The organism is Tersicoccus phoenicis (assembly GCF_001968835.1).
In the GTDB taxonomy this organism is placed as follows: Bacteria; Actinomycetota; Actinomycetes; order Actinomycetales; family Micrococcaceae; genus Tersicoccus; species Tersicoccus phoenicis.
Genome location: NZ_MRDE01000072.1, coordinates 17324 through 35961, shown reverse-complemented (window position 1 = coordinate 35961; position 18638 = coordinate 17324). Strand labels below are relative to the sequence as shown.

At 72.1% G+C, this 18638-nt stretch carries 18 protein-coding genes and 1 tRNA gene; 11 read left to right on the top strand and 8 right to left on the bottom strand.

The genetic code is table 11. The features are described 5' to 3' along the window. The first annotated feature begins 15 nt into the window (after positions 1 to 15). The 3 genes from BKD30_RS11285 (at position 16) to BKD30_RS11275 (ending at position 3377) form a co-directional block, all read left to right on the top strand. Positions 16 to 2031, top strand: a complete 2016-nt coding sequence (locus tag BKD30_RS11285; RefSeq protein WP_076704725.1) for a flagellar biosynthesis protein FlhA — start codon at positions 16 to 18, stop codon at positions 2029 to 2031. Further along, positions 2003 to 3052: a hypothetical protein gene (locus BKD30_RS11280; protein ID WP_076704724.1), complete on the top strand. Its 1050-nt coding sequence runs from the start codon at positions 2003 to 2005 to the stop codon at positions 3050 to 3052. The genes BKD30_RS11285 and BKD30_RS11280 overlap by 29 nt, the downstream gene beginning before the upstream one ends. A gap of 79 nt (positions 3053 to 3131) precedes the next feature. Then, positions 3132 to 3377, top strand: coding sequence for a carbon storage regulator (locus BKD30_RS11275; protein WP_076704723.1), 246 nt, complete (start codon positions 3132 to 3134; stop codon positions 3375 to 3377). A 112-nt stretch (positions 3378 to 3489) separates the two neighbouring features. Here BKD30_RS11275 and BKD30_RS11270 read toward each other — a convergent pair whose 3' ends face one another. Beyond that, positions 3490 to 4020 (bottom strand): hypothetical protein, encoded by a 531-nt coding sequence (locus BKD30_RS11270; RefSeq protein ID WP_076704722.1) that lies wholly within the window; start codon positions 4018 to 4020, stop codon positions 3490 to 3492. A gap of 245 nt (positions 4021 to 4265) precedes the next feature. Here BKD30_RS11270 and BKD30_RS11265 point away from each other — a divergent pair, with 245 nt between their 5' ends. Further along, positions 4266 to 5087, top strand: coding sequence for a sigma-70 family RNA polymerase sigma factor (locus BKD30_RS11265; protein ID WP_076704721.1), 822 nt, complete (start codon positions 4266 to 4268; stop codon positions 5085 to 5087). Positions 5088 to 5186: 99 nt separating this feature from the next. Here BKD30_RS11265 and BKD30_RS11260 read toward each other — a convergent pair. The 4 genes from BKD30_RS11260 to tmk all read right to left on the bottom strand — a co-directional run bounded on the left by BKD30_RS11260 (position 5187) and on the right by tmk (position 8802). Next, positions 5187 to 5259 (bottom strand) — tRNA-Thr (locus BKD30_RS11260). Positions 5260 to 5345: 86 nt separating this feature from the next. Then, a complete protein-coding gene (locus BKD30_RS11255; RefSeq protein ID WP_235861648.1) occupies positions 5346 to 6920 on the bottom strand; it encodes an alpha/beta hydrolase in 1575 nt (524 codons plus the stop codon). Beyond that, positions 6917 to 8059 carry a DNA polymerase III subunit delta' gene (locus BKD30_RS11250; protein ID WP_076704719.1) on the bottom strand — a complete coding sequence of 381 codons (1143 nt, stop codon included), beginning with the start codon at positions 8057 to 8059 and terminating at the stop codon, positions 6917 to 6919. Before BKD30_RS11250 ends, BKD30_RS11255 begins: the two co-directional genes overlap by 4 nt. Next, positions 8056 to 8802: a dTMP kinase gene (gene tmk, locus BKD30_RS11245; RefSeq protein ID WP_083956429.1), complete on the bottom strand. Its 747-nt coding sequence runs from the start codon at positions 8800 to 8802 to the stop codon at positions 8056 to 8058. Before tmk ends, BKD30_RS11250 begins: the two co-directional genes overlap by 4 nt. A gap of 365 nt (positions 8803 to 9167) precedes the next feature. Between tmk and BKD30_RS11240 the strand changes: the two genes are divergently transcribed. The 4 genes from BKD30_RS11240 (at position 9168) to BKD30_RS11225 (ending at position 12690) form a co-directional block, all read left to right on the top strand. Further along, positions 9168 to 9962: an SDR family oxidoreductase gene (locus BKD30_RS11240; protein WP_076704716.1), complete on the top strand. Its 795-nt coding sequence runs from the start codon at positions 9168 to 9170 to the stop codon at positions 9960 to 9962. Positions 9963 to 10116: 154 nt separating this feature from the next. Then, positions 10117 to 11322 carry a trans-sulfuration enzyme family protein gene (locus BKD30_RS11235; protein ID WP_076704714.1) on the top strand — a complete coding sequence of 402 codons (1206 nt, stop codon included), beginning with the start codon at positions 10117 to 10119 and terminating at the stop codon, positions 11320 to 11322. Positions 11323 to 11428: 106 nt separating this feature from the next. Beyond that, positions 11429 to 11767: a DUF2516 family protein gene (locus tag BKD30_RS11230; RefSeq protein ID WP_076704712.1), complete on the top strand. Its 339-nt coding sequence runs from the start codon at positions 11429 to 11431 to the stop codon at positions 11765 to 11767. Between the two features lie 173 nt (positions 11768 to 11940). Then, on the top strand, positions 11941 to 12690 hold the full coding sequence (locus tag BKD30_RS11225; RefSeq protein WP_076704710.1) for a phosphoglyceromutase: 750 nt from the start codon (positions 11941 to 11943) through the stop codon (positions 12688 to 12690). A 72-nt stretch (positions 12691 to 12762) separates the two neighbouring features. Here BKD30_RS11225 and phoU read toward each other — a convergent pair whose 3' ends face one another. Beyond that, a complete protein-coding gene (gene phoU / locus BKD30_RS11220; protein ID WP_076704708.1) occupies positions 12763 to 13443 on the bottom strand; it encodes a phosphate signaling complex protein PhoU in 681 nt (226 codons plus the stop codon). A 210-nt stretch (positions 13444 to 13653) separates the two neighbouring features. Here phoU and BKD30_RS11215 point away from each other — a divergent pair, with 210 nt between their 5' ends. Both BKD30_RS11215 and BKD30_RS11210 read left to right on the top strand, forming a co-directional pair. Then, the gene (locus BKD30_RS11215) at positions 13654 to 15012 is read left to right on the top strand and encodes a sensor histidine kinase (RefSeq protein ID WP_083956360.1); all 1359 of its coding nucleotides are present in this window, start codon (positions 13654 to 13656) and stop codon (positions 15010 to 15012) included. Next, entirely contained in the window at positions 15009 to 15689 is a 681-nt protein-coding gene (locus tag BKD30_RS11210) for a response regulator transcription factor (RefSeq protein ID WP_076704706.1), read from the top strand. Before BKD30_RS11215 ends, BKD30_RS11210 begins: the two co-directional genes overlap by 4 nt. Before the next feature lie 83 nt (positions 15690 to 15772). On the opposite strand, the gene BKD30_RS11205 is transcribed toward BKD30_RS11210, so the two are convergent. Continuing rightward, positions 15773 to 16321 (bottom strand): hypothetical protein, encoded by a 549-nt coding sequence (locus BKD30_RS11205; protein ID WP_083956358.1) that lies wholly within the window; start codon positions 16319 to 16321, stop codon positions 15773 to 15775. A gap of 270 nt (positions 16322 to 16591) precedes the next feature. Between BKD30_RS11205 and BKD30_RS11200 the strand changes: the two genes are divergently transcribed. Further along, entirely contained in the window at positions 16592 to 17077 is a 486-nt protein-coding gene (locus BKD30_RS11200) for a CarD family transcriptional regulator (RefSeq protein WP_076692668.1), read from the top strand. A gap of 124 nt (positions 17078 to 17201) precedes the next feature. On the opposite strand, the gene BKD30_RS16395 is transcribed toward BKD30_RS11200, so the two are convergent. Next, a complete protein-coding gene (locus BKD30_RS16395; RefSeq protein WP_159440573.1) occupies positions 17202 to 18635 on the bottom strand; it encodes a 2-C-methyl-D-erythritol 4-phosphate cytidylyltransferase in 1434 nt (477 codons plus the stop codon). Positions 18636 to 18638 lie beyond the last annotated feature (3 nt).

The window sequence follows — 18638 nt, the reverse complement described above, 5'->3', positions numbered from 1 at the left end:
CGAGGACTGCTCCGCATGGCGGTGCCCGTCGGTATCGTCGGCATCGTCCTGCTGCTCGTGGTGCCGGTCCCGGCCCCCCTGCTGGACGTGCTCATCGTCTGCAACATCCTGTTGGCGCTCGTCATCCTGCTCACCAGCATGTTCGTCAAGAAGCCACTCGACTTCTCGGTGTTCCCGTCACTGCTGCTGGTGGCCACCCTGTTCCGGCTCGGCCTGAACGTCGCCTCCACCCGGCTCGTCCTCGGTCAGGGACACGCCGGTCAGGTGATCGCCGCGTTCGGCTCGGTGACCGTCGGCGGATCCCTGATCATCGGCGCCGTGGTGTTCCTGATCCTCGTCGTCATCCAGTTCATCGTCGTCACCAAGGGCGCCGAGCGGGTCGCCGAAGTGGGGGCCCGGTTCACCCTGGACGCGATGCCCGGCAAGCAGATGGCCATCGACGCGGACCTGAACGCGGGGCTGATCACGGACACCCAGGCCCGGGAGCGGCGGGCGGATGTCTCGGCGGAGGCCGACTTCTACGGCGCGATGGACGGTGCGTCCAAGTTCGTCAAGGGCGACGCCATCGCCGGCATCGTGATCATCGTCATCAACATCATCGGCGGCATGGCGATCGGCATGCTGCAGCGCGGCCAGACCCTGCTCGACGCCGTCAACACCTACAGCCTGCTCACCATCGGTGACGGGCTGGTCACCCAGATCCCCGCCCTGCTGATGGCGGTCTCCACCGGCATGATCGTCACCCGCTCCAACGCGGAGGCCGACCTCGGGCGGACCGCGTCGGCGCAGCTGGGCCAGTCCCGGACGGCGCTGTTCATCGCCGGGATCGGCGCGATCGTGATGGCGCTCATCCCCGGCATGCCGCCCCTGCCGTTCCTCGTCGTCGGGGCCGTGTTGATCGTCGCGTCCCGCCGGATCAAGGACCGCGGCGAACCGGTCGACGCCGAGGCGCAGGTCGAGCCGGAACCCGACCCGACGGCGGTCCTGATGCGGCAGATGCGCGCCCAACCGGTCGAGATCCTGCTCGCACCGGACCTGATCGACCTGGTCGGCGCGGGCGGTGACGACCTGTTGTCCCGGGTCAAGGTGCTGCGGCAGGAGATCGCGATGCAACTGGGCATGGTGCTCCCGCCGGTGCGCACGCGGGACAGCGTGGAGCTGCCCCCGGCGACCTACCTGATCCGGGTGGCCGGGGTCGACGCCGGCCGCGGCACCGCCCCGGCCGGGTCCGTACTGGCCCTCGGCGAGTTCCTCGACGCCCTACCGGGCACCCCCGTCGTCGAACCTGTCTTCGGGCTGGCCGGCCGCTGGATCCCCGCTGAACTCGCTCACAGCGCCGAGATGACGGGCGCCACCGTGATCGATCGGGTCTCGGTGATCGTCACGCACCTGTCCGCGATCGTGACCGCACACGCGTCCCGGCTGCTCTCCAGTGACGACGTCAAGGCGCTCACCGACGCGGTCAAGGAGGCCCACCCGGCGGCCGTCGACGGCCTGGTCCCGACGCTGCTCACCCTGCCGGAGCTGCACCGCGTCCTGCAGGGGCTGCTCGCCGAACAGGTCCCGATCAACGACCTGCCGCGCATTCTCGAGGCACTGTCGCTGCGGGCCAGGTCGTCCACCGACCCGGAGAGCCTGATCGAGGCGGCCCGCCAGGCACTGGGCCCGGTGATCGTGCAGAAACACACCGACGGCGGCGTCCTGCCGGTCATCACCCTCGACCCGGCACTGGAGATGAGCCTGCTGGCCGACCTGCGGCCGGGAGAGAACGGCACCCAGCTGGTGCTCGAGGCGCCGCGGTTGGACGCGTTCATGGGCGCCTTCACCGCGGCCGTGTCCGCCGCCGAACAGACCGGACGGCCGGGAGTGCTGGTGTGTGCGCCGGCACTGCGACCTGCGTTGCGGCGACTGCTGCCCGCACCCCCGTCGGGTGTGCCCGTGCTGTCGTACAGCGAGGTGACCGCGAGCGCGGTCACCATCGAGACGATCGGAGTGGTCCGCCTTGGCGCCGCACTTGCATCTGAGCGGTGACACGCTCGAACAGGTCCGCGAGACCCTGCACACCCGGTACGGCGGAGCGGCCCGGCTCGTCTCGGCCGACAAGGTGCGCGACGGCGGGCTGGCCGGTCTGCTGGGCCGGTGGCACGTCGAGGTGGTCGCCGAGCTGCCCGACGGCGTGATCGTCGACGACGCCGAGACGGTGGGCGGAACCGCCGTTGCCGATCCCGCGGAGGCTGCCCGGGAGACCGCGGCGCGCGGTGCGGCCGCCCACGCCCTGACCGGCCGGTCGGGGCTGGCGGCCCTGCTCGCGGCGGCGGACGACGAGGAGGACCTGCTGCGCGCCGGGGCGGAGCCAAAGCCGGAGACCACGGACCCGGAGACCACGGACCCGGAGACCGTGGACCCGGAGACCGCGGACCCGGCGTCGGGTCCGGTCGGTCCCGAGGCCGACACCCCGGCCACCCGTGGCCGGGACTTCGCGGCGCTGCTGACCCGGCTCGACGGCGACGAGGGCTACATCCCTGCCCCCGGGCCGCGTCCCGGGCCGTCGGTGCCCCGGGTACTGGACGCCGCCGGGGACCTCGTCCTCGTCCTCGGAGTGGGCGACCGCGCCCTGGGCGCGGCCCGGACCATGGCCACGGCCACCGGCGGCCAGCTGCACACGGCCGGCACCTGTGCGGATCCCACCCTGCCCCGGGTGCAGACCCCCCGCTCGGCGATCGCCGCCCGCGCGGGCGCCGTCCGTGCGGGCACCAGCGCGGTGGTCGGTTACGGACTGGGCTCTCCGGCCAGCCTGGGCACCCGCGCCGAGGTGACCGCTCAACTCTCCACCGCAGTCGGTCTGGGTGCGGACCAGGTGTGGCTGGTCGTCGACGCCAGGCACAAGCCCGAGGACATCGCCCCCTGGGCGCGGCGCGTCGGATCGCGCGTCCCCGTCGACGCACTCGCCGTGGTCGGTGTGCAGGAGACCGCGACCCCGGGAACCGTCAACGATCTCGGCCTACCGGTAGGCTGGGTCGACGGCGGCCCGGCCGCCCGGGCGTTCCTGTGACCGGGTCCACCGTGTCGCCACCGCCACCGGGACCGCCACCGGGACCGCCACCGCGCCAGTCAGGGAAGGGAGTCCGCCGATGCTGGTCCTGACCCGCAAGCCCGGTGAGAAGATCATGCTGGGGGAGGACATCGTGATCACGTTCCTCGAGAACCGCGGAGGCGAGGGCATCCGGATCGGGATCGACGCTCCCCGGCACGTGCAGATCAAACGACACGAGATCTTCACGGCGGTCGCCGACGCCAACCGGCAGGCCGCCGCGGAATCGACGGACACGGAACACACGTTGCTCGGACAGCTACCGGCGGTTCCGGGTCACGGCTGAGGTCGTCGGCAACACACGACGGCGGCCGGACCGGCATCGCGACGCGGCCGGCAGGAGATCGTGCGACCGCCGGGGAACCCCCGGGCCGCCGGAGCACTCAATGCCGGAGGACTCAGTGCAGCAGGTCGCCCAGTTCCGAGGGCACCAGATCGGTCAGGGCCAGCCGCGCCCTCACCCGTGTCTGTGCCGCCAGCGCGGAACTGAGGTCCGCGTCGATGCCGGCGTGGGGGTCGATGGGGGACCGCACGTCCGGACCCGGCCCGACGGCAGTGGACGGGGCAGTGGCGCCCGTGGTTTCCCGCACCGTCAGCAGCGTCAGGACCCGGGTCCGTTCCGCGTCGATCTCTCGCACGCGTTCCCGCATCGCGGCCCGGTGCTCGGCCAGGATCCCGTCCAGCGGCGCCGCCGCGGTCGCGGCCAACTCCCGCAGGGAGCGTTCGCCGTCGGCCGTGGACATCACCGTGCGTTCGAGCGTGGCCACCCGGAGGGCGTCGACCGCCAGCCGCAACTGGTCGAGCGTGCGGTCCAGCCAGCGTTCCCCGGAGTGTTCGAGGTGCAGCCGCACCGTCTGCAGCGCGAACAGCACCCCGTCGAGTGCGCGCCGCTCGCGCCACACGAGGCTGGACAGATCCGCGGGGACCACGGTTTCTCCTCTCGCGTCCGACCTGCGACGACACACCGGCGGCGCGCCTTCCCGGACAACACCCGAACGCATGAAATACTGCCCGCCCCAAAACTTGAAGCTTGTGATATTTTACCCATAGCGCAGGAACGGCTTGGGGGCTGATCCCGGCGCCGCCCGGGCCGCACCGCGGACGGGCTCCCATCAGGTCGGACGACGCCTCGCGCTGCGGGGAGCGGATGACCCCTGGTCTCAAGTGGGGAAAATTGGATATCGAACGCCGTAACCGGCTGGTGGTGGAGAACCTGCCCCTCGTCGGCTATCTCGTTTCCGACCTGTGCGCGCGAGCCACTCACCTCTCGCGCGACGATCTCGCCGCCGCCGGTTCGCTCGCTCTGGTGCTTGCCGCCGACGCCTTCGACGAAGAACTGGGCGTCCCCTTCGGGGCCTTCGCCCGACGGCGCATCCAGGGCGCCTTCCTGGACGACCTTCGGGCGGCGGACTGGGCCACCCGTTCGGCGCGAAAACGGATCAAGAGCACACTCGCCGTGGTGGAAACGCTCACGGCGTCCCTCGGCCGGACACCGACCTCCGACGAGATCGCGGCGGCGCTGGGCTCGACCCGCGCCGAGGTGGATGCGGCGCTGGCGGACGCCGCCCGCACGGTCTCCACGATCGACGAGACGGTCGAGGACCGGGTCGCGTCCGCTACCGTGGGCCCGGAAGAGGCGACCCTCGCCGCGGAACGCTCCCGCTACCTCGCGGCCGCCGTCCACGCGTTGCCGGAGATCGTCCGGGTCGTCGTCGAGGCGGTCTACCTGCAGGGCCGGACGGTCAAGGACGTCGCGGCCGAACTCGGTGTCACCCACGCTGCGGTCTCTCAGCGTCGGGCGGAGGGGATCCGCCTGCTGCGCGACGGCCTGGCCGTGCACTACGCCGACGACCCGGCCGGCGCCGAGCCGACTCCGAGCCCGCAGCTCGCCGCCGGGCGCCGGAGCGCCTACCTCGGGGCCCTGGCCGACCTGACCACGGCGTTCCACCGCGCTCCGTCGCACCGCCAGGCTCCGGTGATCGCGGCCGCCGGCTGAGCCGCCTCCTGTCCTGCGGGCCGCGGCCTGCGGCCGTCGTCCCGTGGATGACGAGGACCCCCTGACCTGACCGGTCAGGGGGTCCTCGTCTTCGGTGCGAGCCTCCTGCCAGAATCGAACTGGCGACCTTCTCATTACGAGTGAGACGCTCTACCGACTGAGCTAAGGAGGCGCGGGCGCGGCAGCGCCCACGACACTCTACGGCAGCGTCGATGGGCAGGCAAAACGGTGCGTACGGGAGAAGGGTCCGCGCGCTCCTCAGCAGCGCAGGCCGTCCTGCGGCACCGTGCCGTCGACCAGATATCCGTCCACCGCGCCCACCACGCAGGTGTTGCCCTGCCCGTAGGCGGTGTGCCCCTCGCCCTCGAAGGTGATCAGGCGGCCGCTCTCCAACTGGTCCGCGAGCGACCGGGCCCAGCCGACCGGCGTCGCCGGGTCGCCCGTGGTGCCGATGACGACGATCGGCGCCGCCCCGGCCGCCGGCAGCGGGCGCGGCGTGCCGACGGGCTTGAACGGCCATGACGCGCAGGAGAGCCCGCCGTAAGCGAAGTACCGGCCGAGCGTGGGAGAGGCCTTCGTCAACGCCGCGGCGTCGCGCCGCATCGCCGTCGGATCGGTCTGGACGGGATAGTCCAAGCAGGTGACCGCCTGGAACGCGAGCATGCTGTTGGCCGTGTACCGGCCGTCCTGGTTCCGGTCCGCGCCGAGGTCCGAGAACCGGACGAGATCTCCGACGTCGCCGGAGGCGGCGTTCGCGACCGCCACGTTCAGCGCCTCCCAGCTCTGCTCGTTGTACAGCGGCAGGATCAGCCCGGACGCGAGTATCGACACGGTTGCCTTCCGGCCGTCCGCGACCGTCCTCGGGTTCTGTTCGGCGTCGGAGAGCAGCTGCCGGACCAGGGCGATGCCCTCGTCGGCGGAGGAGAACGCACAGGACGATGCCCGGGTGCACGCTTCGGCCCAGTGGCGCAGTGCCGTCTCGAAGGCGCGCGCCTGGTCGAGGGTGAGCTGCTCGTTGCTCAGGGCCGGGTCGACCGCGCCGTCGAGCACCAACCGGCCGGCCCGGTCCGGGAAGAGATCCGCGAAGGTGGCGCCCAGTTGGGTGCCGTACGAGTACCCCAGATAGTTCAGCGTGGTCTCGCCGAGGACGGCGCGGATGATGTCCAGGTCCCGCGCGGCGCTGACGGTGTCCATGTGACCGAGCACCGGCCCGCTCTTCTGCTGGCACGCCGCCGCCAGTTGCCGCTGCAGCGCGGTCGCGCGGGCCAGCCCGGCGGCGGTCCCGGGGTCCGAGTCGTCCTGCCGGTAGGCGTCCCGCTGCTCGTCCGTCAGGCAGGTGATGCCGGCCGACCGGTCGACGCCGCGCGGGTCGAAACTGACGATGTCGAACCGTTGCCGCAGCTTCTTCGAGGTGACCTGGTCGAGGTTGTCCCGCACCATGGTGTAGCCCGACCCGCCGGGCCCGCCCGGGTTCATCACCAGCGAGCCGACCCGTTTGCCGCTGGCACGCTTGCGGATGAGCTGCAGGGCGATCGTCTCGCCGCTCGGCCGGGCGTAGTCCACCGGCACGGTGATGCGGGCACACTCGAAGGAGTTCTCACACCGGGACCACTGCGCCTGCTGGGTGTAGTAGGTCTGGAGGTTGTCGGGGGTGCCCGCCGTCGCCGACGGGTTGGCCGACGGTGCCGCGTCCGGCGCGGGCAGCTGCACGCACGCGCTCAGGGCCAGGACGACGACGCACAGCAGCGCCACCACCGCCGCCCGGTGGTGCGGGCTCGCCGGGCGGGCCGACGGAAAGGTCGGGCCGGGCAGGTGGCGCATCGGGATCCTCACGAGATCAGGCTGACGGTCATCGCCTCGAGAGCGAGCAGCGGGGCGACGTTGGCGGCCAGGCGTTCGCGAGCCGCAGCGATCGCATCGATCCGGCGCAGCGTCGTCTCCGGCGAGCTGCCCGCAGCGAAGTCCCGCAGTGCGGCGTCGAGGTGACCGTTCACGAGGTCGCTGCGCGCGCCCAGCTGCAGGACGAGCACGTCCCGGTAGAAGGTGGTCAGGTCGGTCATCGCCCGATCCAGGGCGTCCCGTTGACTGCGGGTGGCGCGTCGCTTCTGCTCGTCCGCCAGGTGCTTGAGCTGGGAGCGGACGGCGGGTGGGACCTTGCCCTCGTCGGCCAGGCCCAGGGCGGTGAGCAGCTCGGCCTTCTCCGCGGCGTTCCGGGCGGCGCTCGCCGCCTCGGCGTCGGCCTGGGCGACCTCCATCAGCGTTCCGGCCGCACGGACCGCGCCGCTGACGTTCGTCAGCCGCAGCGGTAGGGTGACGATCTCGTCCCGCCGCGTCCGCGTCGCAGGGTCCCGCGCCAGCCGGCGGGCGACACCGATGTGGCTCTGCGCCATCCGCGCCACCGTGCGGGCGGTGTCCTCGTCGACGCCGTCGCGCCGCGTGAGCAGGGCGGCGACGTCGTCCACCGGCGGGATCCGCAGTCCGACGGGCCGGCACCGGGACCGGATGGTGACGATGACGTCGGCCGGGCTGGGCGCACAGAACATCCAGATCGTCCGCGGTGGCGGCTCCTCGATGGCTTTGAGCAGCACGTTCGTGGTCCGCTCCACCATGCGATCGGCGTCCTCGATGACGACGATCCGCCACCGACCCGAAGACGGTTTGTCCTGCGCCCGGGCGATCAACGCTCTGACCTCGGCGATCGAGATCGTCACCTTGTCGGTGGCGACCCGGGTGACGTCGGCGTGCGTGCCGGCGAGCACCGTGTGGCAGGCGCGGCAGTGTCCGCAGCCGCGGTCGACGACGGCCGGCTGTTCGCACTGCAGGGCCGCGGCGAACGCGCGGGCGGCGTTGGACCGGCCGGAACCGGGCGGCCCGGTGAAGAGCCACGCGTGCGTCGGAGCGGCCTGTCCCGCGGCCCGGCGCAGGGCGCTGACCACGGGCGCCTGGCCCTGCAGCTCGTCCCAGACGCTCACCGGTGCTCCGCCACGGATTCGGGTACAAGGATGACGTCTGCCCTCTCCTCCGCGACCGGGGCCGCGGCGGTACCGGCTTCCGACAGGGCCGGAAGTGGTCCGTCGGCCAGTGTCAGCACCCGCTCCGCCACGCGCCGAGCGATCGTGGCCACGGGCAGGGTGGCGTCCAGGACCAGGTACCGGACCGGGTCCGCGGCGGCACGCTGCAGGAAGGTCAGGCGGATCAGCCGGTGGAAGTCGTCGGACTCGGCTTCCATCCGGTCCTCGGCGGCGCGGTCGGCACGTCGGTCCCGACCGGCCTCGGGTTCGACGTCGAGCAACACGGTCAGGTCCGGGTGCAACGCGCCCGTCGCCCACGCGTTGATCGCCTCGACGTCGGCGATGCCGAGCCCGCGGCCGGCCCCTTGGTAGGCGACGGAGGAGTCGACGTAGCGGTCGGTGACGACGGCGCGGCCCGCGGTCAGGGCCGGCCGGATCACCTGCTCGACGTGCGCGGCACGGGCGGCCGCGAAGATCAACGCCTCGGTGCGCGGGTCGACGACGGCGTCGCCGGGTTCGAGCACCAGGTCCCGCAGCCGTTCACCGACGGGCGTGCCCCCGGGCTCCCGCGTGGTCAGCACCCGTTGGCCGACCGTCCTCAGCCGGTCGGCCAACAGTCGAACCTGGGTGGACTTGCCGGCCCCGTCGCCGCCCTCGAACGCGACGAACACGCCACGCCCCTCCGGCGCTGCCCCCGGTGCCACCGGTGTCGGTCCGGGCGCGATCGATCCCGCCGGGGCAGGGTCGTTGTCGGTGCGGCCATCCTCGCCGGCGAAGGGAACCGGGCTCGAGCCCGGCGCGGTACTGCTCACGGATCCAGCGTATCGGCCGCCCCCGACCGTTCGCGCCGCGTTCTTCCCCGTCGCCCGCTGCACCCCTCCTCCCTTCCGTGGACCGTCGCGCTCTGCTCCTTCGCGTTGAATATCGCCGTTCTGGTGTTCCGGGGCCCGTTTGACCCCAGATCGGCGATATTCAACGGGGCAGGGGGAGGGAGGGCAGGAGAGGGATCGTGGGGCTGGGGTGTGCCCCACGGGTACAGGTGCGTCCGGCGCGTGATTAGCTGAGGACCATGATCGAGAGCACCGCGCACCCACAACCCGCACCGTCCGCGCGCACCTCCGCTCCGGTCGCCGTCGTCACCGGCGCCTCCACCGGCATCGGTGAGGCGACCGCCCGCCGGCTGCGTCAGGCGGGCTGGACCGTGTACGCCGTCGCCCGCCGCCAGGACCGGCTGACCGCGCTCGCGGAGGAGACCGGCGTGATCGCCGCCGCGTGCGACATCACGGTCGAGGCCGCGGTGACCGGCCTGCGGGACCGGGTGCTGGCCGAGCAGGGCCGCGTCGATGCGCTGCTGAACATCTCCGGCGGCGCCCGCGGCACCGACCCGGTCGCCGACGCGACGGACGAGGACTGGGCCTGGATGTACGAGGTCAACGTCCTCGGCACCATGCGACTGACGCGGGCGTTCCTACCGGCGCTGCGGACGAACGGGGAGGGCACGGTGCTGAACCTGACGTCGCTGGCCGCGCAGCGCGCCTACGAGGGCGGCGCCGGGTACAACGCGGCGAAGTTCGCCGAGCACGCCATGACCGAGGCCCTCCGGCTGGAGGAGGCCGAGCACAACGTCCGGGTGATCGAGATCGCCCCCGGGCTCGTGCGCACTCCCGAGTTCTCCCTCAACCGGCTCGGGGGCGACGCCGCGGCCGCGGACGCCGTGTATGAGGGTGTCGATAAGCCGCTGACCAGCGACGACGTCGCGCAGGTGTGCGCCTTTGCCGTCACCCTTCCGCACCACGTCAACCTGGACCTGGTCACCGTCAAGCCCGTGGCGCAGGCCGCCCCGCACAAACTCATCCGCCGGTAGGGCAGGCCGCGGGACGGCGTCCGGCACGGTGATCGCGGTGAGTCAGCTGCTCGCGCCCGAGCAGGAGGCTCTTTGAGTACGGTTCCCGGGCAGAAGTGGCTATGTCACGCGGAGGAAGGCGTGACGTGACCAGGGCACGTCTAGGCTGACGGGCATGACCGACCGCACCCCGCAGCCACTACCGGAAGAACCCCAGCGCCCCGCGACGCCCGCAGAAGAGGGGAGCGGCAAGGACGGCCACCCGGCGTTCGCCCCGGACACCCTCGTCGTCGCCGCCGGCCGACCCGGTCGGGTCGAGGAGGCGCCGGTCAACCCGCCGATCGTGCTCTCGTCGACGTACCACTCCGTCGGCCCGGTGCAACCCGGGCGCCGTTCCTACGGCCGGTCCGAGAATCCGAGCTGGGAGCCGTTCGAGGAGGCCCTCGGCCAACTCGAGCACGCCTCCCTGCCGGCACTGTTGTTCTCCTCCGGGATGGCCGCCGTCGACGCGGCGCTCAGCCTGCTACCGCCCGGAGGCACGCTGGTCATCCCGCGGCACAGCTACCAGGGCAGCCTCGTCGCGGCGCACGAGGCGGAGTCCCGCGGCCAGCTCTCCGTCGTGGAGGTGGACGTCGCCGACACCGCCGCGGTGATCGCGGCGCTGCCCGGAGCCGCGATGCTGTGGCTGGAGAGCCCGACCAACCCGATGATGGAGATCGCCGAGATCGCGGTCCTGACCCGGGCGGCGCACGACGCCGGCGCACTCGTCGTCGCCGACAACACCTTCTGCACCCCCCTGCTGCAGCGGCCCCTCGACCTCGACGTCGACGTCGTCGTGCACTCGGTGACCAAATACCTCGCCGGGCACTCGGACGTGATCCTCGGCGCCGTGGTCACCTCCGACGTCGAACTGCGCGCCCGGCTGTGGCGGACGCGGACGACGCGGGGTGCGATCGCCGGTTCGGTCGAGGCCTGGCTGGCGTTGCGGGGGCTGCGGACCCTCGCGATCCGGCTGGAGCGGTCCGAGGCGACGGCGCGCCTGCTCGCGGCCCGGCTCGCCGAGCACCCGGCGGTCAGTCGGGTGCGCTACCCGGGCCTGCCCGACGATCCCGGACACGCCCGCGCGGAGACCCAGATGGGCGGGTTCGGTTCGATCCTCGCCTTCGAGGTCGCCGCCGGGACGTTCGCGGCGGAGCAGCTGACCGAGCGGGTCCGGCTGTGGATACCGGCGACGTCGCTCGGAGGCGTCGAGTCCCTGATCGAACGGCGACGCCGGCACCCGACCGAGGCCCTGACCGTGCCGGGTAACCTGCTCCGTCTCTCGGTGGGGATCGAGAACGCCGAGGACCTCTGGGCCGATCTGGTCCAGGCACTCGCCTGACGCCGACCGGGCGACCGGACTCGACGCCGACCGGGCGACCGACTCGACCGGACTCGACGCGGGCGGTTCCCGGCGCGGCGTCGGGTCCGCCCGATACACTGGGCCCGTGGCTCTCATCGCGTGGTCCCAGACGATCCTCTTCGTCATCCTCTCGCTCGTCGCCTTCGTCATCGAGTTGTGGGCGTTGATCGACTGTGCGCGTAACAAGACCACCGACTTCCAGCGGGCCTTCAAGCGGACCAAGAGCTTCTGGCTGGGCGTGACCGGAGCCGCCGCAGCCGGCGGGTTCCTCGCCCTCCCGCCGCCCATCGGTCTGGGACTGCTGCCGATCTTCCTGCAGTTGATCGCCGTGACGGCGGCGTGCGTGTACCTCGCCGACGTGCGGCCGGCCCTGAAGTCCGTGCGCGGGACCACGGGCAACACCGGCCCGTACGGGCCCTGGTGACCCGACTCGCCTGACCGGCGAAGGCCGGTGGTGCCCCTGGTGATGGTCCCGACCGGCCTGCTGCGCACCTCGGTACCCTGCGCGGGCCTCGGGGACGCCCGACGCCACGGGTGACCGATGCCACAGGCGGGTGACGATTGGCGCCGTCCACGCCGTGGGGCAGACTGAGTGCCATGACGTACACGCTGATCCTGCTTCGTCACGGGCAGAGCGACTGGAACGAGAAGAACTTCTTCACCGGCTGGGTGGATGTCCCGCTCACCGACCTGGGACGCACCGAGGCCGTCCAAGGCGGGGAGCTGCTGGCGCAGCGCGGGCTGCTGCCGGACGTCCTCTACACCTCGCTGCTGCGCCGCGCGATCATCACCGCCGACCTCGCGCTGGACGTCGCGGACCGGCTGTGGATCCCCGTCAAGCGGGACTGGCGGCTCAACGAGCGGCACTACGGGGCGCTGCAGGGCAAGGACAAGGCGCAGACCCTCGCCGAGTTCGGCGAGGACCAGTTCATGCTGTGGCGCCGGTCGTACGACACCCCGCCGCCGCCGATCGCCGACGACGACCAGTTCAGCCAGGCGCACGACCCCCGGTACGCCGACCTCGGCGCGGAGATGCCGCGCACCGAGTGCCTCAAGGACGTCCTCGAACGGCTGATGCCCTACTGGGAGTCCGACATCAGCGCGGACCTGCGAGCCGGGAAGAAGGTGCTCGTCACCGCGCACGGCAACTCCCTGCGCGCCATGGTCAAGCACCTGGACGGGATCAGCGACGACGACATCGCCGGCCTGAACATCCCCACCGGCATCCCGCTGCACTACGAGCTGGACGAGGACTTGCGGCCGGTCGAGCCGGGCGGCACCTACCTCGACCCCGACGCCGCGGCGGAGGCCATCCAGGCCGTTGCGAACCAGGGCCGGAAGAAGTAGGCCGAACGCGCGGAAGGACCACGAGGGCCCCCGGACGAACCGTCCGGGGGCCCTGCGCGTCAGCGCACCGGGTCAGGCGTCGTCGGCGCCGACCCGTCCTTCCAGTGCGTCGGGGTCCCACTCGCCCGTCACCAGGTAGGTGACCTTGCGGGAGACGGAGACGCCATGGTCGGCGAAGCGTTCGAAATAGCGGCTGGCGAGTACGACGTCGGCGGTCCGCGCCGACGACTCCTGCCAGTCCGGGCCGGCCACGGCGTCGAACACGCTGCGGTGCAGCTCGTTGATCCGGGTCTTCAACTGCTGGATCCGGGTGGCGTGGGTGAGGTCCCGGGTGTCGAGCAGCTCGACGACGGCGCCGGCGATGTCGGTGTCGAGCCGGGCCATCTCCTCGAACGTCGCCACCAGGCTGTCCGCCGCCACCGGGCGCGGGTAGCGCAGCCGGGCCAGCTGGGCGATGTGCCGGGCCAGGTCCCCCATCCGCTCCAGCGACGTGCTCATCCGCAGGGCGCCGACGATCATCCGCAGATCGCTGGCCACCGGGCCCTGCCGGGCCAGGATGTCGATGGCCCGCTCGTCGAGCTCGGTCTGCAGGAAGTCGATCCGCGCGTCGGCCGTGATGACGTCCTCGGCGAGTTCGACGTCGGCGTTCTCGAACGCGGTGGCGGCCTTCTCGACCGCCGCCCGCACGAGCGTCGCGATCTGGATCAGCTCGTCGCCCACCTGATGCAGCTCTGCCTGGAAAACCTTGCGCACGTGGCGTCCTCTCGTGATGACCCGTCGTCCCGTCCCGCCGTCGTCCGTTTCGTCCCCGGGCCGTCGCCCGGGCGATCGGCAGAACACCAGCCAGCAGCGTCGCAGTCGGGTGTGAACGAGAATCGCTGCTGAGATGAACGTTAGCTGAACGGCCCGGCGGTGGTGGCGGAGGGACACGAGCACGAACCGTGCCGTGCCTAGACTGAGCGCGTGGATCCGGTGGTGCTTGCGGTCGGCGGCGGCGTGGTCGGGCTGGCGCTCGGCGCCGTCGGTCTGTTGGCGTACCGGTTCAGCGGCCGCAGTCGGCGGTCCGTCGTGGACGTCGACGAACCGGCCCTGCCGGACGGCGCCCTGGAGGTGCTCTCGGTGCTGGGCATGGCGTTCATCGTGGTCGACGACGTCGACGGCGTCGTGCGGGCCAGCCCCGCCGCCTACGCCCACGGTCTGGTCCGCGGGCACACCGTCGTGCATCAGGAGATCCTGGCCATCGTGGCGCGCGTGCGGCAGGACGGGGTGATCGAGGAACGCCAGTTCGAACTCTCCCGGGGCCCGCTCGGGGAGTCGACCAGCATCGTCCAGGTGCGGGTCGCCCCCCTCGGGGCCGAGTACTGTCTCATCCTTGCGGACGACCGCACCGAGATCATCCGCACGGAACAGGTGCGCAACGACTTCGTCGCCAACGTCTCTCACGAGCTGAAGACCCCGGTGGGCGCGATCTCCCTGCTCTCCGAGGCGCTCGACGACGCCGCCGACGACGAGGAGGCGGTGCGCCGGTTCGCGGGCCGGATCCACCGCGAGTCCGGCCGGCTCAGCTCCCTGGTCCAGGACATCATCGAGCTGTCCCGCCTGCAGAGCGCCGACGTCGTCTCCGCCGGCTCGATCGTCGACATCAACGCGGTGATCGCCGAGGCGGTGGACCGGAACCGGCTCGCCGCCGACGCCCGGCAGATCCGGGTCGACGTCGGGGGCCGGGTGGAGCGGGCGGTGCACGGCGACGCCGACCTGCTGATGACCGCGTTCCGGAACCTCATCGACAACGCCATCCGGTACTCCCCGCCCGGGACGAAGGTCGGCGTGGGGCTGCGGTCGCGCGACGACGTCGCCCTCGTCTCCGTCTCCGACCAGGGGCCCGGGATCCCGGCGGACGAGCAGGACCGCATCTTTGAGCGGTTCTACCGCATCGACGCGGCGCGGTCGCGGGCGACCGGAGGCACCGGTCTCGGCCTGAGCATCGTCAAGCACGTCATCGCCCGGCACGGCGGGGAGGTCGGCGTGTGGTCGCGCGTCGGTCACGGATCCACGTTCACCGTCCGGTTGCCGCAGATCGACACCCAGGAACGCCCCGGTCCGGCCGACCGCCCCGAACGCCCGCGCCGCTCCGTGCCGGTGCGCGGATCCAGCCGCCTGCGCGTGCCCGCCATCCTCACCCCCGAGCCGTCGAGCCCCGACCCGTCGAGCTCCGACCCGTCCAGCTCCGACCCGTCCAGCCCCGACCCGTCGAGCCCCGACCCGTCGAGCCCCGACCCGTCCAGTGCCGACCCCGATCGCCGTGAAGGAGCCCGCCCGTGAGCAAGATCTTGATCGTGGAGGACGAGGAGTCCTTCAGCGACCCGTTGTCCTACCTGCTGGGCAAGGAGGGCTACGAGGTCGCCGTCGTCGACAACGGCACCGACGCGATCAGCGAGTTCGACCGGGACGGCGCGGACCTGGTCCTGCTCGACCTGATGCTGCCCGGCCTGCCCGGCACCGAGGTCTGCCGGCAGCTCCGGCAGCGCTCCAACGTCCCGGTGATCATGCTCACCGCCAAGGACGCGGAGATCGACAAGGTCGTCGGCCTGGAACTCGGGGCCGACGACTACGTCACCAAGCCGTACTCGTCCCGGGAACTGGTGGCCCGGGTGCGGGCGGTGCTGCGCCGGCAGGGCGAGCCGGACGAGCTGATCAGCGCCACGGTGGAGGCCGGTCCCGTGCGGATGGACATCGACCGGCACGTCGTCACCGTCAACGGCGAGCAGGTGACCCTGCCCCTGAAGGAGTTCGAGCTGCTCGAGATGCTGCTGCGCAACGCCGGCCGGGTACTCACCCGCGGGCAGCTGATCGACCGGGTCTGGGGATCCGACTACGTCGGCGACACCAAGACTCTCGACGTGCACGTCAAGCGACTCCGGTCGAAGATCGAACCCGACCCGCCCGCACCGCGGCACCTGGTGACGGTGCGGGGCCTGGGGTACAAGTTCGACGTCTGACCGAACCGGCACGAACGAACGCCGCCCCGCCCGGTGATCCGGGCGGGGCGGCGTCGTCAAGAACGGGGGGTCAGCCGGGGGGCTCAGCCCTGGCCGGGGCTCGGCGAGGTGGTGGCCGTCGGTGTGCTGGTGGGCGTGCCGGTCGGCGTCGGGGTGCCCGGCACGAGCGTGCGGTACTCCTCGAGCGTGCCGTCCACAACCGGGACCTGCAGTTTGGTCGAGGCACCGGACCCGGCCACGGTGACGGTCATCTCGATCAGCGCACCCGGGCGCTGACCCACCGCATCGAAGGTCACCTTCGGTTCCTGCGCCAGGTAGTAGTCGGCGTTCGCGGGCAGGTCCACCCGGGTCTCGGCGCCGGACGCGCCGCGCAGGGTCACCGCGATCTGCCGATCCGCTCCGTTGAACAGCGCACCGCCGAGCCGGCCGGGGTCGCCCTTCGCGGCGGCCGCCACGAAGATGTTGCGCAGCTGGACGTCGCCCACCGAGCCGGAGACGCCGTCGGACGGGGGGTACATCGTCGTGGTTGCCTGCGGATTGACCACCTGGCAGCCGGTGGTTCCCAGCACGGACAGGGAGGCGACCAGGACGATGCCGACCTGGCGGAGGCGGGTGCTCGCAGCGGTTCTCACGGTCAGGCGCTCCTCGTCGACGGTGCTCGCGGAAATGGGTGGAAACAGCCTCCAGACTAGCCGTTCTCCGGCGTGATCGGTCCCGCACCGGCCGAGCACCGTCCCCGGTGTGCGGCCGGCCCGGAGCCGACGACGAACCCGCGACCCGCGCGCTCCGTCCCGACGCTCCGCCCCCACGTCGCCGGCGGAGACGGCGCCAGCCCCGGGATGACGCCGAAGTCGGCGGGACGGCACGTGATAAACTCGTCTCCGGGAAAGGGGAATATACCTATGGTGTTCGAGGTCGGCGAGACGGTTGTCTATCCCCACCACGGGGCAGCGAAGATCGAGGAGATCAAGCTACGCACCGTACGCGGCGAAGAGAAGATGTACCTCAAGTTGAAGGTCGCCCAGGGTGATCTGACGATCGAGGTTCCGGCCGAGAACGTGGACCTGGTCGGCGTCCGCGACGTGGTCGGCAAGGAAGGCCTGGAGCACGTGTTCGACGTGTTGCGGGCCGAGTTCACGGAGGAGCCGACCAATTGGTCCCGCCGTTACAAGGCCAATCTGGAGAAGCTCGCCTCGGGTGACGTCGTCAAGGTGGCCGAAGTGGTTCGCGACCTGTGGCGGCGTGACAACGACCGTGGCCTGTCCGCGGGCGAGAAGCGGATGCTCGCCAAGGCACGGCAGATCCTGATCTCCGAGTTGGCCCTGGCGGAGAAGACGGACGAGGAGAAGGCCGCCGGCGTCCTGGACGAGGTTCTGGCCTCCGCCTGACGTTCGAGAACAGACAATGCCCGACGGGGCCCTCCGAGGTGATCGGAGGGCCCCGTCGTCGTCTCCAGGGACGTGCGCAGCAGCCGGGACCCGGTCCGCGTGAAGCCCTCCGTGTCCTTCCCGGTCAGTCCCTCCCGATCAGTCCCCCCACCCCCCGCCGGAGCAGGTGCTCCGCCAGGGAGAGGTCCTCGGCGAAGGTGATCTTCAGGTTGGTCGCCGGGGCCGGCACCCAGTGCGCGCGCAGGCCGCCGTGGGCGGCGACGACGCTCGCCGTGTCGGTGCCCTCGAAGCCCTCGGCGCGCGCCTTTTCATAGGCCTCCCGCAGCAGACGAGCGGTAAACGCTTGCGGCGTCTGGACGGCGACCAGGGGGCCGGTCACGTCCGGCAACAGCCCGGTGCCGTCACCGGTGACGACGGCCAGCTCCGGGCGGAGCACCCCGGGAACCGCGCCACCGTGGCGACGGGCGGCGCTCAGCACCGCGCGGCAGAGCCCGGAGTCGGCCAGAGGCCGGGCCGAGTCGTGGATCGCGACCAGATCCACACTGCCGTCGTTGATCCGCCGGCCCAGGTGGCGCAGCGCGGCCAGTTCGGAGCCCTGCCGGGTGGCATCTCCGATCACGATCTCCACGGGCGCCCCAACCTGCGCGATCACCTCCCGCGCCACCGCGTCGTCCTGCTCCCGGATCACAAGAACCACCGGTCCCACCTCCGGCAGCGCGGCGAACCGGCGCAGGGAGTGGGCGAGCACCGTCGTCCCCGCCAGCGGCAGGTACGCCTTGTTGACCGGCGCCCCGAACCGGGTGCCCGATCCGGCGGCGAGCACGACGGCGGCCGCCCGCCCGGCCGGAGGACGGCCCGGTCCCGGATCGGCCGCGTGCGCGTTCACAGCCGCCGGAGCCATGTCGCCGAGGCCGGCACCCGCGGGTTCGCCGGCGACCACGGCCACGACGCCGCGGCCGGCGCCCGCGATCGCGGCCCGACGGAACAGTTCGTCCGGCGAGAGCGATTCGTCCATCGAGCCGAACCCTTCTCGCGACGCGGAGAGGGAGCGCACCGTCGTGAGCCCGGCCCGCAGCGCGTCCGCCGTGAACCCCCAGGGCGAGCACACCGCCCGCACGGTCGTGCGGTCGATCGTCCGGCCGAGCACGCCGTCGGCCACCGCGGTGACCGTGTCGGTGACCGGGAGCGCCGGCACGGCCACGGGCGCGCCGTCGGCCAGGGCGGTCAGCACCCGGGCGATCTGCGTCGGCGGGGTGCGGGCATGGTCCAACCGGTGCAGAAGGATCCGGTCGTGCCCGCCGCGTTCGGCCGCCGCGGCCGCCGCCAGTACCTCGGCCACGGTGCTTCCCGCACCCAGCTCGTCCGCCCCCGCCGGCAGTGGGAAGTCATCCCCCCCACCCGAGACCAGGACACGGACCTCGTCGACCCCGGCGTCCCGCAACGCCGTGACGGCGACAGCGATCAGGTCCGCGGCGCCCGGGGGCGCCATGTCGTCCGTGCCCGGCCGCGGCTCGAACGGGCCGAGCCCAGGCAGGACGAGGGCGAGGGTCGAGGACACGGT

Coding starts and splice junctions, on each gene's coding strand:
- BKD30_RS11200 (WP_076692668.1), top strand. CDS start 16,592: ATGGTGTTCGAGGTCGGCGAGACGGTTGTCTATCCCCACCACGGGGCA.
- BKD30_RS11240 (WP_076704716.1), top strand. CDS start 9,168: ATGATCGAGAGCACCGCGCACCCACAACCCGCACCGTCCGCGCGCACC.
- BKD30_RS11285 (WP_076704725.1), top strand. CDS start 16: ATGGCGGTGCCCGTCGGTATCGTCGGCATCGTCCTGCTGCTCGTGGTG.
- BKD30_RS11275 (WP_076704723.1), top strand. CDS start 3,132: ATGCTGGTCCTGACCCGCAAGCCCGGTGAGAAGATCATGCTGGGGGAG.
- BKD30_RS11225 (WP_076704710.1), top strand. CDS start 11,941: ATGACGTACACGCTGATCCTGCTTCGTCACGGGCAGAGCGACTGGAAC.
- BKD30_RS11235 (WP_076704714.1), top strand. CDS start 10,117: ATGACCGACCGCACCCCGCAGCCACTACCGGAAGAACCCCAGCGCCCC.